Raw genomic sequence first — 14,203 nt, forward strand, 5'->3', positions numbered from 1 at the left:
ATCCTGGTCCGAACCAAAAGAACTAACGTCAGAGGTACGGCCCGGACGGTCAGGCCACGCAGGATCATTCCCTGGGGAGACGGTGAACCGGTGAGCTCACTTCAGACGTTTCTCGATCACGTAAGCGACTGCAGATCCGAAGGAACGGTAATCTCCGGCCCGCCATCAAGAAGGGTAATGGCAGGGCTCCGGAAATAAGCGACCCACACATCATTGAGAAATCACGTTACGCGAAAGAGTCCCGGAAATAACACGCCTATCGAATGGGACCTGGGGTGAATTACTACAGGGAAGTAAGTTGGCTGGCCATTTATTATCTGGAAGAGAGCTATGTCCTCGACATCGAGGCTCGCCCGGGATTCTTGGCCGCGGAAATGGACCTAGCCCTGAACGTCGGTCATCCGCTGCACAAGCCCGCCGCGTCCGGTGAGAGACATTGCTACCGACGAGGGAGGCTGGAGTTCTCGCAAGTGGTCGATCTGCATTGGGTCGGTCAGGGAACTCCGCCGGCAAAGGATGCAACTGGCGAGCTGGACTACGGGAGCATCGACTCTTTTGAGGTGGACGGGGATCTGTACGTCATGACAGGCGACTTTGGGCGAATCTCTGTCACTGCTTCCGCTCTGTCCATCCGGTTGCATGACTGAAAAATGTTCTGCTCCGTCAGCCGGTAACAGAGCCGGACCCGGTGCCGGTCCTGGCGCGCCGGGCGTAGTACCAGGCCATGTTGGACGACAGCCCGGCCAGCAGTACCCACACGATCCCCAGCAGGCTGCCCTGGACGAAGGAGACCACGGCCGCGGCCACGGACATCAGACAGACGATCAGGGCATACAGGGCGAGGCGGGGCATGGGGGTCGGCTCCTGACGGGACGGTCGGACGAGGTGGGACGAGGTCGTACGGCCCCCAGTGTCCCTCATGGCCACACCCGGGCCCGCACCGCGCCCGCAGCGCCCGCGCCGGCCCCGCGTCCGCACCGGGCTCCGCGTCCGCACCGCGTACTCGCCACGGTGCGGGCCCGCCGCCCAGGCCGTGTTGGACCCGGGCTCACCCTCGTGCCCGCACGCACCGTGGGCCGCACACCCCGTGGGCCCGCACGCCCGCACGCCCCCCACGTCGGCCCCCCGTCGGCTACACGTCAGTCACCCGCAGCCCCGCGTGGGCCTTGTAGCGGCGGTTGACGGAGATCAGGTTCGCGACCAGGGACTCGACCTGGTGGGCGTTGCGCAGGCGGCCGGAGAAGATGCCGCGCATGCCCGGGATGCGTCCGGCGAGGGCCTGCACGATCTCGACGTCCGCGCGCTCCTCGCCGAGGACCATCACATCGGTGTCGATCTCCTCGACCTCCGGGTCCTGGAGCAGTACCGCGGAGAGGTGGTGGAAGGCGGCGGTGACCCGCGAGCCGGGCAGCAGGGCGGCGGCCTGCTCGGCGGCGCTGCCCTCCTCGGGCTTGAGCGCGTAGGCGCCCTTCTTGTCGAAGCCGAGCGGGTTGACGCAGTCGACGACGAGCTTGCCGGCCAGCTCCTCGCGCAGGGAATCCAGCGTCTTGCCGTGTCCGTCCCACGGCACCGCCACGATCACGATGTCGCTGCGCCGCGCGCACTCGGCGTTGTCCGCGCCCTCGACTCCGTGCCCGAGCTCCTCGGCGGCGCTCTGCGCACGGTCCGCAGCGCGCGAGCCGATGATCACCTGCTGGCCGGCCTTGGCGAGGCGGTAGGCGAGGCCCTTGCCCTGGGGGCCGGTGCCGCCGAGGACGCCGACGACGAGAGCGGACACGTCGGGAAGGTCCCACGGGTCCTTGGCGGGGGCCTTCTGTGCGCCGGCGGCGGAGGACTGGTCAGTAGAGGTCATGGGCCGACTTTACGTGCGCGGATCCCGCGGGCGCGGGTCAGGTGAGCGCGCTCACGGGGATCCGGCGGAAGGTGATCGTCTCGTACGCGCCGAAGTCGCCCGTCTCGTAGAGGAGTCCGACGGTCGCCGGGTCGACGCGGACCAGGTCCGAGTACGCGGCGGGCAGTCCGTCGACCGGGTGGACGGGCCGCCAGGTGGTGCCGCCGTCGGCGGAGGCGCGGACCGTCATCAGGGCCCGGAAGGCGGGGTCCGCGGGTCCCGAGTACAGCAGCAGGTCGGGGTCCCGGAGCTGGAGGAGGCTGCCCTGGACGACGGGGGTGACGAGTCCGGCCTGCGGGCGGAAGGGCTTCTCCAGGGTTCTGCCGCCGTCGCGGGAGTGGGCGTCGGCCCGGTTGCCGGGGGACGGCGAGTCGTTGCGGGTGTTGAAGTAGACCCGGCCGTCGGGGAGTTCGGCCGCCGTGGTCTCGTTCACGTTCACGTATCCGTTGGTGTTCTCGTCGAGGTAGCCGAGGGACCAGGTCGCGCCGCGGTCGTCGCTGAGCAGACAGTGCCCGCTGTTGTACTTCGCCTCGGTGCCGTTGTCCGTGCCGGTGGGCGGGACGGTGTGGTTGCCGGGGACGACGACCCGGCCGGTGCTGAGCTGGACGCCGTGCCCGGGTGTGGTGGCGTACCACCGCCAAGTCGCCTTCTTCACCTGCCCGGTGATCTCCTTCGGGCCTGACCAGGTCATTCCGTCGTCGTCGCTGTGCTGCACCCAGACGCGGCGCCCGTCGGCGGCCTTCACCTTGCCGCGCAGCAGGGCGTCCTCGGTCGCCGTGGCCGCGCTGCGGACGTGGACGAGGAGGACCCGGCCGGTGTCGAGGAGGACGGGGGCCGGGTTGCCCGCGAGGTTGTCCCCGTTCTTGGCGACGGCCTGGAGGGGGCCCCAGGTGCGGCCGCCGTCGCCGGACCGCTTCAGCACGATGTCGATGTTCCCGTGGTCCTGCGCGGAGCCGACTCGGCCCTCGCAGAAGGCGAGCAGGGTGCCGGTCGCGGTGGCGACGACCGCGGGGATCCGGAAGCTCGCGTAGCCCTCGCGGCCGGCGCGGAAGGGGATGCTTGCCTCGGTCATGGGCGGGCTCCTCGGTCGGACTCCGGGTGGCTTCGATCGGTGCCCCTTGCCCATCTTGGGCGAATTCGTGGTGAACTCCGCCTGACGAACGGCCGGTTGCGGCAGGATGCCTTCCATGGACGCCGTACGGGTCGCATTGCTGCGCGAAGTGCTCGCCGGGACCGAGTGGCTCGGGGCCACGCGCCGCTTCGCGGGGGCCCTGCGGGGGTCCGTGGTGTCGTACGGCGGCGGCCTGCTGCTGGTGGGGACGGCCGATTACGAGCCGTGGCACCTGGCGGCGCATCTGGTGGACGAGGCCGCCTGGTCGGGGACGCCGGAGCTGTCGCCGACGCTGGTGCGGCACGGGGCGCAGGCCTCGGATCCGGCCCATCTGGCCGTGGGTCTTGGCCGTATCGAGGCGGCGCGGCGCGGTGAGACCCTGCTCGTGGTGTCGCCGGCCGCGCCCGGGGCGCCGCTTCTGGAGCGGGTCCACGACGCCCGACAGGCCGGCGCGACGGTCCTCGCCCTTGACGCGGGCGACCGCGAACTCCAGGCGATGGCCCATGAGTCCCTCGCCGTGCCGCCCGGTCCCGACCTCGACCTCGACACGGTCCAGCACCTGGTCAGCGCGGCGGCCGGTGAGAACTCGCTGCCCGCTCCCCGGGGGCGGCGGCGCTTTCGCGACCGGCTGTCCCGGCTCGCCGACCAGCTGACGTCGCCGCCGCCGGCGCGGTGGTAGGCCGGGCACCGGCGGTTCTCGGGCGCGACAGGCTCCCCGCGGGCGTCCCGGGACGAAAAGAAGTTGCCCTTCCGGGAAGCTGCGCTGAGCATGACCCGTCGTGACCGACGACGCCCCGGCCCCTGCCGCACCCTCCGATTCCGCACCCGCGCCTGCTCTGCCCTCGCCTTCCGCGCCGTCCGCTGCCGACCCGGAAGCGGTGGTCTCCTCCCCCGGCTCCCGGCTGCGGGCGATCCTGCCGGACCTCGCCCCCTGGCGGGCCTCCGCGGACTTCCGCCGGCTGTGGCTCGCGGGGCTGATCACGAACTTCGGGAGTTTCCTCACCTTCGTCGCGTTGCCGGTGCAGATGAAGGTGCTCACGGGATCGGCGGCGGCGGTCGGCGCGATCGGGGCCGTGGAGCTCGTACCGCTGATCGTCTTCGGCCTGTACGGCGGGGCGCTCGCCGACGCCATGGACAAGCGGAAGCTGATCGTCTGGACGGAGGCCGGGCAGGGGGTGCTGTGCGCCGGGCTGCTGGCCAACGCGCTGCTGCCGCATCCGACGGTGTGGCCGCTGTACGGGGTCGCCGCGCTGTCCTCCGCCCTCGGGGCGATCCAGCGGCCCGCGCTGGACTCCCTGGTGCCCCGGATCGTCCCGCACGAGCACCTGCCGGCGGCTGCCTCGCTCAACTCGCTGCGCTGGACGGTCGGCGGGGTCGCGGGGCCGGCCCTGGCCGGGGTGGTCGTGGCGTACGCCGGGCTCGGCTGGGCCTACGCCGTGGACCTGGCGACGTTCGTCGTGTCGGTGGTGCTGATCGTCGGGCTCGCGGCCTCCCCCGCCGCCCACGAGGCCGCGAAGCCGTCGCTGCGGTCCATCGCGGAGGGCGCCCGTTACGCCTGGAGCCGCAAGGAACTGCTCGGGACGTACGCCATCGACCTCGCCGCGATGTTCTTCGCCATGCCCCTCGCCGTGCTGCCGTTCCTCGCGGACGAGCTGGACGCCGAGTGGTCGCTCGGGCTGATGTACGCGGCGCTGCCGGCCGGCGCGCTGGTCGTCACCCTCACCAGCGGCTGGACCTCACGCGTCCACCGGCACGGGCGGATGGTGGCAGTCGCGGCCGCCTGCTGGGGGCTCGCCATGGTGGCCGCGGGTGCGGTGCACAGCGTCTGGCTGGTGCTGCTGTTCCTCGTCCTCGGCGGCTGCTTCGACATGGTCAGCGGCATCTTCCGGGCGGCCATGTGGAACCAGACGATCCCCGACGAGCTGCGCGGCCGGCTCGCCGGGATCGAGCTGCTGTCCTACTCCGTGGGACCCCAGCTGGGCCAGGTCCGGGTGGGCGGCATGGCCGCGTGGACGAGCGTGCGGACGTCGGTCTGGTCGGGCGGTGTGCTCTGCGTGGGCGCGGTGGGGCTGCTCGCCCTGTGTCTGCCGAAGCTGATGACGTACGACGAACGGACGAACGAACACGCCTCGCGCATGCGCGCCGTACGCCGGACGGCCGCGGGGGCGCCGGCGTCGGCATCGGCATCGGCGTGACGGGAGTGGTGAGGGGCTAGGGGTCGTGAGGGGGTGCGGGCCGACGGGACTGCTCCCGGCGCGGCCACCACCTGCCGACCGCCTGTCCCCGACCCGCCACCACGATCAGCGGTGCGCCGCAGGCCGGTTTCCGGCCGCCGCCATCTGCCGCCGCAAGCTGCCGCTCGCCGTCCGCGGCTCGCCGACTTTCCGTCCACGCTCGCCGGCTCCGTCCGCCTTCACCGGCTTCCACCCGCCGCCGGCCGTCCGCACCCGCCGGCTGCAGGCCGCCGCTCGCAGGCAGCGGACCGCCGGCTTCCACCCGCCGTGCCCCGGCCGTGAGGCCCGCCGCGCCGCTCAGTCCTCGTCGGTGCCGCTGCCCGGGGCGTCATGCCACTTGGGGTCGTTCTCCCATTCGAGGTTCCGCTCGCGGGCCTGTTCCATTGCGCGCTGGGCCTCCTCGCGGGACGCGTACGGGCCGAAACGGTCCTTGGCAGGGCACTCGGGGCCCTCCTCGACCTTCTTGTGTTCCAGGCAGTAGTACCACTCGCCGGGCTTGCCGACGGTCCGCTTCTTGAACAGGGCCATGACCAGCTCCTTTCGCCACGGACATGGTGCCCCACGTCCGCTGGTTAAACTCGCTGGCATGTCTGGCCAGTCGCTGCTCGTACCAGGGGAGCTCTCTCCCGTCCGTTCCGTTCCCGGAAACATCAGGCGCCCGGAGTACGTGGGCAAGCCCGCTCCGACGCCGTACACCGGCCCCGAGGTGCAGACCCCGGAGACCATCGAGGCGATGCGGACCGCGGGTCGCATCGCCGCGCGGGCCATGGCCGAGGCCGCCAAGCTGATCGCCCCGGGCGTGACCACGGACGAGCTGGACCGGGTCGCGCACGAGTACATGTGCGACCACGGGGCCTACCCCTCCACCCTCGGCTACCGCAGCTTCCCCAAGTCGCTGTGCACCTCCGTGAACGAGGTCATCTGCCACGGCATCCCGGACTCCACGGTGCTGAACGACGGCGACATCATCAACCTCGACGTGACCGCGTACATCGGCGGGGTGCACGGCGACAACAACGCGACGTACCTCGTCGGCGACGTCGACGACGAGAGCAGGCTCCTCGTCGAGCGGACCCGCGAGTCCCTCAACCGTGCCATCAAGGCGGTCAGGCCCGGCCGCCAGATCAACGTCATCGGGCGGGTCATCGAGTCGTACGCGAAGCGGTTCGGATACGGGGTGGTCCGTGACTTCACCGGTCACGGGATCAACTCGTCCTTCCACTCCGGGCTGATCATTCCGCACTACGACAGCCCGCACGCGACGACCGTCATCCAGCCCGGGATGACCTTCACGATCGAGCCGATGCTCACGCTGGGTACGCACGACTACGACATGTGGGACGACGGCTGGACGGTCGTGACGAAGGACCGGAAGCGGACGGCCCAGTTCGAGCACACCCTGGTGGTCACGGACAGTGGCGCGGAGATCCTCACGCTGCCGTAGCACCCGCCCCACTCCGCCGCACCGGCTCCGAGCCCGCCCTGTCCACAGGGCGGGCTCTTTGATGTGGGCGCGATCGGATTCGCGGGTACGATTTTACCGACAGGATGTCGGAAACACATTGACTTAGGTAAGCCTAACCATAGAAGATCTCACTGGTTCTCGTCCCCCTTCGGCACCGGAGGTCCCCATGAAGTCGTCGACCGCGTCACTGGCGTCCGGCACGGCGTTCTCGACACTCATCCGCACCGCGTCGCACGAGCAGCACACGGAGGCGGAGACCTCGACCTTCATGAGCGACCTGCTCGGCGGCCGGCTCGGCGTCGACGCGTACGCGCGCTACACCGAGCAACTGTGGTTCGTGTACGAGGCGTTGGAGGCGGACACCGAGCGGCTGGCGTCCGATCCGCTGGCCGGGCCCTTCCTGCGGCCCGAGCTGCTGCGCCGCGCGGCGCTGGAGCGGGACCTGGCCCATCTCCGGGGCGCCGACTGGCGCTCGACGCTCACCGCCCTGCCCGCGACCCGGGCGTACGCGGACCGCGTCGCCGACTGCGCGCGCAGCTGGCCCGGCGGCTACCTCGCGCATCACTACACCCGCTATCTCGGAGACCTCTCCGGCGGGCAGATCATCCGCGACAAGGCGGAGCGGACCTGGGGCTTCGCCCGCAAGGGCGACGGCGTCCGCTTCTACGTCTTCGAGGGCATCAGCAACCCGGCCGCCTTCAAGCGGAGTTACCGCGAGCTCCTCGACGACCTCCCGGCCGACGACCTGGAGAAGCAGCGGATCATCACCGAGTGCAAGCACGCGTTCGCCCTGAACACCGCGGTGTTCCACGCCCTGGGCGAGGAGTTCCCCCTGACGGCGTGACCCCCGGGCCGGCCGGCGTCCCTCAGCCCCGCACCAGCCGTACCCGGCCGCCCACCTCCACCCAGCCCTCCGGCTGTGGTGCCGTAAGGATCTGTGATCCCGCTCCCTGGACGATGTTGAGCGCCCGGCCCAGCCGGGCGGTCAGCAGCAGCGCCGCCGCTCCCGTGGCCTCGTCCTCCTCGACCCCGTCGCCGCGGCCGGGAAACCCACGGGCCCGCACCCGCCCCGCGGCCTCGTCCTCCCAGGCCCAGGCGTAGAGCCACTCGCCGGCCGGCGGCACGGACAGGCCGTCGACCTCGGCAGCCGAGGCGCACTGCCGCACGGTACGCGGCGGCGCCCACTCCGCCCGCGCCTCGATCCAGCTGAACTCTCCGTCGAGGCGCACCCCCACCACCCCGGCGGGCGTGACCAGTTCGGGCACGTCGAGCAGCCAGCCGGTGCCGACGCAGGGGTGTCCGGCGAACGGCAGACGCAGGGTGGGCGTGTAGATGTCGATGACACCGCGCTCGGGATCGTCGACGAAGACGGTCTCGCTGAAACCGAGTTTCGCGGCGAACGCCTGGCGTTCCTCGCGGTCCGGCATCACCGAGCCCTCGCGGACGACACCGAGTTCGTTGCCGTATCCGCCGTCGGGCCCGCAGAAGACCCGCAGCACGTCGAAGTCAGTCACCCCCGCATTCAAACATCACCGGACGGCGAGTCCGCCGCGGCCCCGGAGACCCTCCCTGGGCCCCGCCCCGACGACCCCCGAGGTCGCAGGGTCTGCCCGGCCGACCGGGCCGGACGCGTCACACCCGCCACGCGCCACGCGCCCGACCCGCACCGGTCGACCGGACCTCACGGGTCAACCCAGCCGCTCCGGGCGACCGGACCGATCCGGTCGCCCCTGCCCGCCCGGCCAACCCGGTCCACCCGGCCGCTCCGGTGCGCCATCAGGAGCTGGTGCTGAGGATCTGCCGGGCAAGGGCGCACGCCGGGGAGGCCGTGGTCGTGGTGCTGCATGATCTGGGGCTCGCGGCGGCCTACGCGCACCGGGTCGCGATCCTCTGCGCCGGTCGCGTCACGGCCGACGGCCCGCCTGCCGAGGTGTTCGCGCACCCCAGGGCGGGCGCCGTCCTCGTCGCCCCCGAGCGGAGCCCTTGACCTTCCCTTTGCCATTCCGTGGGGCCTGTTTTGAGACGCCGTGATCAAGCCGTGCCTGTGCGCTGCCCGTGAGAGCTGAATCACCGACCGCGTGGGTATCGATGAGGCAAGCCTCAGATAAGTTAGGCCAGCCTCACCATGCTGCGCGGGCGTTCCGCGCGGCCCTGTCCGCCTTCACCGGGAGCCTTCATGCGAGCCGTCCGACTCTCCGTCGTCACCGCAGCCGCCACCGCGGCCGCTCTGGCCGCCGTCACCGGCTGCACGGAGAAGAGCGACGCCAAGGACGGTGACGCGATCCAGGTGACCGCCGCGGACTCCACGTGCGACACCTCGTCGAAGTCGGTCCCGGCCGGCCAGGTCACGCTGAAGATCGAGAACAAGGGCTCACAGGCCACCGAGGTCGAGATCGTGTTCCCGGACGACCGGATCGTCTCCGAGAAGGAGAACATCGGCCCGGGCACCAAGTACACGCTGACCGCCGAGGTCAAGGCCGGTTCGTACGAGATCGCCTGCCGCCCGGGCATGAAGGGGCACGGCGTCCGCCAGAAGCTCACGGTCACCGGCGGCAAGGTCGCCCGGCGCGACCCCCGTCTGGACAAGGCGGTCGCCGCCTACCGCGCGTACGCGCAGGAGCAGGCCGACGCGACGCTGCCCAAGGCCGAGGCGTTCGCCAAGGCCGTCAAGGACGGCGACATCGAGGCCGCGAAGAAGGAGTTCGCCGACTCGCGCCTCGGCTGGGAGCGCACCGAGCCCGTCGCGGAGTCCTTCGGTGACATCGACCCGAAGGTCGACGTCCGCGAGGACGGCCTGGAGGACGGCCAGAAGTGGACGGGCTGGCACCGTCTGGAGAAGTCCCTGTGGCAGGAGAAGAAGATCGGTGCGGCGGAGAAGACCCTCGCCGACCAGCTGGTCACCGACCTCAAGGACTGGCAGCAGCGGGTCGGCAAGGCCGTGATCACCCCGACCTCGATGGCCAACGGCGCCAAGGAGCTCCTCGACGAGGTCGCCACCGGCAAGGTCACCGGCGAGGAGGACCGCTACTCGCACACCGACCTGAGCGACTTCAAGGGCAACGTCGAGGGCGCGCAGAAGGCGTACGAGCTGCTCAAGCCCGTCGCCAAGGAGAACGACGCGGCGCTCACGACCGAGCTCGACAAGCAGTTCGCCGCACTGAACACGCTGCTCGACAAGTACCGCACGGACAAGAACTCGTACGACTTCACCTCGTACGACAAGGTCGGCAAGGCCGACCGCAAGGAGCTCTCGGACGCGGTCAACGCGCTCGCCGAGCCGCTGTCCAAGCTTGCCGCCGCTGTCGTGAAGTAGGAGCCGCCACCATGACGGACACCACCCACACCACGGACACCACGGAAGCCGCCGAGGCCACCGGCACCCCTGCGCCGTCCCGGCGTTCGCTGATCGGCTGGGGCGGTGCGGGCCTCGCGCTCGGCGCCGCCGCGGCCGGCGGTGCGGTGGCGATGACCCGCGCGGGCAACGACGTGGAGCCGGCCGGCGCCGACACGGGCGGCGCGGTCTCCTTCCTCGGCACGCACCAGGCCGGCATCGCCACGCCCGTACAGGACCGCCTGCACTTCGCCGCGTTCGACGTGAAGACGGACGACCGCGCCGCGTTCGTACAGCTCCTGAAGGACTGGACGCAGGCCGCCGCGCGGATGACCGCCGGACACGCGGTCGGCGAGGGCGCGTACGGCGGTCTGGCCGAGGCTCCCCCGGACGACACCGGCGAGGCGCTGGGGCTCAAGCCGTCGCGGCTCACGCTGACGATCGGCTTCGGGCCGTCCCTCTTCGAGAAGTTCGACCTCGGCGACCGGCGGCCCGAGGCGCTCGTCGAGCTGCCGAAGTTCCCCGGCGACAACCTGGACAAGGCCCGCAGCGACGGCGACCTGTGCGTCCAGGCGTGCGCGGACGACCCGCAGGTCGCGGTGCACGCGATCCGCAACCTGGCCCGGATCGGCTTCGGCAAGGTCGCCATCCGCTGGTCCCAGCTCGGCTTCGGCAAGACGTCCTCGACGACCCCGGACGCACAGACCCCGCGCAATCTGATGGGCTTCAAGGACGGCACCCGCAACATCGCGGGCACCGAGACGGACCGGCTGAAGAAGTTCGTGTGGGTGGGCGAGGGCGACGGTCCCGACTGGATGGCCGGCGGCTCGTATCTCGTGGCGCGCCGTATCCGGATGAACATCGAGACCTGGGACCGCACGTCGCTCCAGGAGCAGGAGGACGTCTTCGGCCGGGACAAGGGCGAGGGCGCGCCGGTCGGCAAGGCGAAGGAGCGCGACAAGCCGTTCCTGAAGGCGATGAAGCCCGACGCGCACGTCCGGCTCGCGCACCCCGACTCCAACGACGGGGCCACGATCCTGCGCCGGGGCTACTCCTTCACCGACGGCACCGACGGCCTCGGCCGGCTGGAGGCGGGGCTGTTCTTCCTCGCGTACCAGCGTGACGTCCGCAAGGGCTTCATTCCGGTGCAGCGCAGCCTGTCGCGCACCGACGCGCTCAACGAGTACATCCAGCACGTGAGTTCGGCGATCTTCGCGATTCCGCCCGGCGTCCGGGACAAGGACGACTGGTGGGGCCGCGAGCTGTTCTCGAAGGAGGCGTAGCCCGTGTTCGGCAACTATCTGATCGGTCTGCGCGAGGGGCTGGAAGCCAGCCTCGTCGTCTGCATCCTGATCGCCTACCTGGTCAAGACGGGCCGCAGGGACGCCCTGAGGCCGATCTGGATGGGTATCGGTGTCGCGGTCACCCTCTCGCTCGGCTTCGGCTGCGTCCTCGAATTCGGCTCCCAGGAGCTGACGTTCAAGGCCCAGGAGGCGCTCGGCGGTTCGCTGTCGATCGTCGCGGTGGTCCTGGTGACGTGGATGGTCTTCTGGATGCGGCGTACGGCACGGCATCTGAAGGCCGAGCTGCACGGCAAGCTGGACGCGGCGCTCGCGATGGGCACCGGCGCGCTGGTGGCGACCGCGTTCCTGGCGGTCGGCCGCGAGGGCCTGGAGACGGCGCTGTTCGTGTGGGCGTCCGTGCACGCGGCGAGCGACGGAACCCCGCGCCCGCTGATCGGCGTCGCTCTGGGCCTGGCCACCGCCGTTCTCCTCGGCTGGCTCTTCTACCGCGGCGCACTGAGGATCAACCTCGCCAAGTTCTTCACCTGGACCGGCGGCATGCTGGTCGTCGTCGCCGCGGGCGTGCTCGCCTACGGTGTGCACGACCTCCAGGAGGCCGACCTGGTGCCCGGTCTGACCAGCCTGGCCTTCGACATCAGCGACACGATCCCGCCGTCGAGTTGGTACGGCACCCTGCTGAAGGGCGTCTTCAACTTCCAGCCGGACCCGACCGTCCTCCAGGTCACGGTGTGGGCGCTGTACCTGGTGCCGACACTGGCCGTCTTCCTGTCCCCGGGCGGGCGGCCCGGTGCCGGGAAGCCGAAGCCGGCCGCCGAGCAGCCCCAGCCGGCGACCGGCGGTCCGGTGGGCGACAAGCGCTGAGCAAGGTCACGATGAGGGCGACGTTGCGGATCCCCGCGCTCAGGGCCTCGGTGCTCCCCGGTAGGGTTCGGGCCCGGGAACGGGGAAGGCGGAGGAACCCGATGAGCACGCTTGGAAGGCTGAGGCGGGCCGTGCCGGCGGTGGCGGCCGGGATCGTGCTGTCCGTCACGGTGAGCGGATGCGTGGTGGTGCACGGGGAGCGTGAGTTCCTCCCGGCGGCGACGACGGGCGAGGCCGCACGCGCCCTCAAGGACTTCACCACCGCGTACAACAAGGCCGACAAGGCGAACGACCGGTCCCTGGACGCGGACCGGGTCACCGGCCCGCTCGCCGCCATCGACGGCGCGAAGCTCAAGGCGGGTCACAAGAACAACCCGAGCGGCAACCCCAACCACGCGCCGCTGAAGCTGACCGACGCGAAGTTCGTCATACCGAAGAAGGCCGGCTGGCCGCGCTGGTTCGTCGCCGACACCAAGGCCAACAAGGGTGCGGCGGACTCCCATTGGCTGCTGGTCTTCACCCGGGGCGACGCGAACGACATCTGGCAGGTGTCGTATCTGACCGTCCTGTCCGCCGGCGACGTGCCCACCTTCGTGCGGGACAAGGACGGCTGGGCCGAGCCCGTCACCGCCGACGAGGCGGAACTGGCCGTCGAGCCCAAGGAGTTGGGCCGGTCGTACGCGGCCTATCTGAAGAGCGGCGGCGACACCTTCGCGCCCGGCACGCACACCTCCGCATGGCGGGCCCTGCGCAAGAAGAACGCGGCCAAGCCCGGTCTCGCCCGGCAGTACGTCGACGAGCCGCTGCCCTCCGGCGACTACGCGCCGGTGGGACTGCGCACCTCGAACGGCGGCGCGCTGGTGTTCTTCAGCACGCGGCACTTCGAGAAGCAGACGGCGGCGCAGGGCGTCGACATCAATGTCACCGACCCGAACATCAAGGCCCTGCTGACCGGTGAGGTCAAGCAGTCCCTCACGCTGGAGTTCGTCTCCAACCAGGCGGTGCTCGACCCGTCGAGGACGGCCTCGGGCAAGAAGGTGGAGTTCCTCAGCCGGGTGCAGGGCCTGACCGGGGCGAGGGGCGAGTAGAGCGGGCGGCGGGCGCGGCCGCCACCCGGGCGCTCAGCGCCGGTGCGGCCAGGCGGCCAGCCGCTCCGTGTGGTCCCCCGCATGGCGCGCGCATGCGTCCGTCAGGACTTCGAGCAGGCTCAGCGGGTCGGGCAGCGGGTGCTCGGGCCCCCGTACCCAGTCGACCGTCAGGTCGCCCATGAGCCGGGCCGGCGGCACCGGCACGTACGAACCCCGACAGTGCCAGCGCAGCCCTGGGTGTTCGTCCATCGTCTCGGGGTGGCAGTCCAGCTCGCAGGGCCACCACTCGTCCTCGTCCTCGGGCGTACCGCGGGTCGCCGTGAAGAAGAGCAGGCGGTCACCGGCGGACTCGGCGACGGGTCCGACCTCGACGCCGGCGGCGAGCAGCCGCTCCAGCGCCTCCCGGCCGGCGTCCAGCGGCACGTCGAGGACGTCGTGCACCAGGCCGGTCGCGGTGATGAAGTTGGCCTGCGGCTGGTGCCGTGCCCAGCGCTCGATCTGGCCGTGGTCGGTCGTGGACTGCGTCTGCCAGGCGAAGGAGACGGGGTGGCGCGCGGGGGTGGGGCAGCCGACCCGGTCACAGGAACATCGGTAGCCGGAGGGGTGCGCGGCCGGTGCGAGCGGCAACCCGGCGGTGGCGGCAGCGAGCAGCAGGGCCTCTCGGCCCCCGTCGCCGGCGACCTCCTTGGGGCGACGACCACGCAGCCACTGGGAGATCCTGCCCTGCCGGCCGGAGCGGCCGCCGAACTCCGCGCTCATCTATCCCCTCACCATGCCGTGGGTGTGGACAACATGCTTCATCGTCCCACCATCCTGCGCCCTGGGTGGCCAGAGCTGACATCCGGGGTAGCCGGGGCAAGCCAACCCCCGGGACGGATCGAGTGTCATTGCATACTTTTATGGTATTTATCCCCCTAC

The 14,203-nt window shown here is 71.0% G+C and carries 15 protein-coding genes and 1 pseudogene; 10 read left to right on the forward strand and 6 right to left on the reverse strand.

Features of this window, described 5'->3' with window-relative positions; genetic code table 11:
- Window positions 1-275 precede the first annotated feature (275 nt).
- On the forward strand, window positions 276-647 hold the full coding sequence (locus ACFWM2_RS31980) for a hypothetical protein (RefSeq protein WP_383287196.1): 372 nt from the start codon (window positions 276-278) through the stop codon (window positions 645-647).
- A 16-nt stretch (window positions 648-663) separates the two neighbouring features.
- Here ACFWM2_RS31980 and ACFWM2_RS31985 read toward each other — a convergent pair whose 3' ends face one another.
- The 3 genes from ACFWM2_RS31985 to ACFWM2_RS31995 all read right to left on the reverse strand — a co-directional run bounded on the left by ACFWM2_RS31985 (window position 664) and on the right by ACFWM2_RS31995 (window position 2,963).
- Complete coding sequence (locus ACFWM2_RS31985) at window positions 664-852, reverse strand: hypothetical protein (RefSeq protein ID WP_383287198.1); 189 nt, start codon at window positions 850-852, stop codon at window positions 664-666.
- Window positions 853-1,132: 280 nt separating this feature from the next.
- Window positions 1,133-1,852, reverse strand: coding sequence for an NADPH-dependent F420 reductase (gene npdG, locus ACFWM2_RS31990; protein ID WP_383287200.1), 720 nt, complete (start codon window positions 1,850-1,852; stop codon window positions 1,133-1,135).
- A 37-nt stretch (window positions 1,853-1,889) separates the two neighbouring features.
- Window positions 1,890-2,963, reverse strand: coding sequence for an exo-alpha-sialidase (locus tag ACFWM2_RS31995; protein ID WP_383287202.1), 1,074 nt, complete (start codon window positions 2,961-2,963; stop codon window positions 1,890-1,892).
- A gap of 115 nt (window positions 2,964-3,078) precedes the next feature.
- On the opposite strand from ACFWM2_RS31995, the gene ACFWM2_RS32000 reads away from it, so the two are divergent.
- Window positions 3,079-3,681, forward strand: coding sequence for a hypothetical protein (locus ACFWM2_RS32000; protein WP_383287204.1), 603 nt, complete (start codon window positions 3,079-3,081; stop codon window positions 3,679-3,681).
- A gap of 199 nt (window positions 3,682-3,880) precedes the next feature.
- Window positions 3,881-5,197 (forward strand): MFS transporter, encoded by a 1,317-nt coding sequence (locus ACFWM2_RS32005; RefSeq protein WP_383287432.1) that lies wholly within the window; start codon window positions 3,881-3,883, stop codon window positions 5,195-5,197.
- Between the two features lie 336 nt (window positions 5,198-5,533).
- On the opposite strand, the gene ACFWM2_RS32010 is transcribed toward ACFWM2_RS32005, so the two are convergent.
- Window positions 5,534-5,764, reverse strand: coding sequence for an SPOR domain-containing protein (locus tag ACFWM2_RS32010; RefSeq protein WP_383287206.1), 231 nt, complete (start codon window positions 5,762-5,764; stop codon window positions 5,534-5,536).
- 58 nt (window positions 5,765-5,822) lie between these two features.
- On the opposite strand from ACFWM2_RS32010, the gene map reads away from it, so the two are divergent.
- Both map and ACFWM2_RS32020 read left to right on the forward strand, forming a co-directional pair.
- Entirely contained in the window at window positions 5,823-6,680 is an 858-nt protein-coding gene (gene map, locus ACFWM2_RS32015) for a type I methionyl aminopeptidase (protein WP_383287208.1), read from the forward strand.
- Window positions 6,681-6,867: 187 nt separating this feature from the next.
- Window positions 6,868-7,545 (forward strand): heme oxygenase (biliverdin-producing), encoded by a 678-nt coding sequence (locus ACFWM2_RS32020; protein ID WP_383287210.1) that lies wholly within the window; start codon window positions 6,868-6,870, stop codon window positions 7,543-7,545.
- A gap of 22 nt (window positions 7,546-7,567) precedes the next feature.
- Here the strand turns inward: ACFWM2_RS32020 and ACFWM2_RS32025 are convergent, their stop codons facing one another.
- Entirely contained in the window at window positions 7,568-8,215 is a 648-nt protein-coding gene (locus ACFWM2_RS32025) for a PhzF family phenazine biosynthesis protein (RefSeq protein WP_383287212.1), read from the reverse strand.
- A 245-nt stretch (window positions 8,216-8,460) separates the two neighbouring features.
- Between ACFWM2_RS32025 and ACFWM2_RS32030 the strand changes: the two are divergent.
- The 5 genes and pseudogenes from ACFWM2_RS32030 to ACFWM2_RS32050 all read left to right on the forward strand — a co-directional run.
- A pseudogene (locus tag ACFWM2_RS32030) lies at window positions 8,461-8,688 on the forward strand (hemin ABC transporter ATP-binding protein); the annotation flags it as partial.
- A 189-nt stretch (window positions 8,689-8,877) separates the two neighbouring features.
- Window positions 8,878-10,014: an iron uptake system protein EfeO gene (gene efeO / locus ACFWM2_RS32035; protein ID WP_383287214.1), complete on the forward strand. Its 1,137-nt coding sequence runs from the start codon at window positions 8,878-8,880 to the stop codon at window positions 10,012-10,014.
- An 11-nt stretch (window positions 10,015-10,025) separates the two neighbouring features.
- The gene (gene efeB / locus ACFWM2_RS32040; protein WP_383287216.1) at window positions 10,026-11,315 is read left to right on the forward strand and encodes an iron uptake transporter deferrochelatase/peroxidase subunit; all 1,290 of its coding nucleotides are present in this window, start codon (window positions 10,026-10,028) and stop codon (window positions 11,313-11,315) included.
- A gap of 3 nt (window positions 11,316-11,318) precedes the next feature.
- On the forward strand, window positions 11,319-12,197 hold the full coding sequence (gene efeU, locus ACFWM2_RS32045; RefSeq protein ID WP_383287218.1) for an iron uptake transporter permease EfeU: 879 nt from the start codon (window positions 11,319-11,321) through the stop codon (window positions 12,195-12,197).
- A gap of 101 nt (window positions 12,198-12,298) precedes the next feature.
- On the forward strand, window positions 12,299-13,285 hold the full coding sequence (locus ACFWM2_RS32050) for a hypothetical protein (RefSeq protein WP_383287220.1): 987 nt from the start codon (window positions 12,299-12,301) through the stop codon (window positions 13,283-13,285).
- A 33-nt stretch (window positions 13,286-13,318) separates the two neighbouring features.
- Here ACFWM2_RS32050 and ACFWM2_RS32055 read toward each other — a convergent pair whose 3' ends face one another.
- Window positions 13,319-14,044 (reverse strand): bifunctional DNA primase/polymerase, encoded by a 726-nt coding sequence (locus ACFWM2_RS32055; RefSeq protein WP_383287222.1) that lies wholly within the window; start codon window positions 14,042-14,044, stop codon window positions 13,319-13,321.
- Window positions 14,045-14,203: the final 159 nt, after the last annotated feature.

Origin of the sequence: Streptomyces sp. NPDC058371 (assembly GCF_042723265.1) — a bacterium.
Lineage (GTDB): Bacteria > Actinomycetota > Actinomycetes > Streptomycetales > Streptomycetaceae > Streptomyces.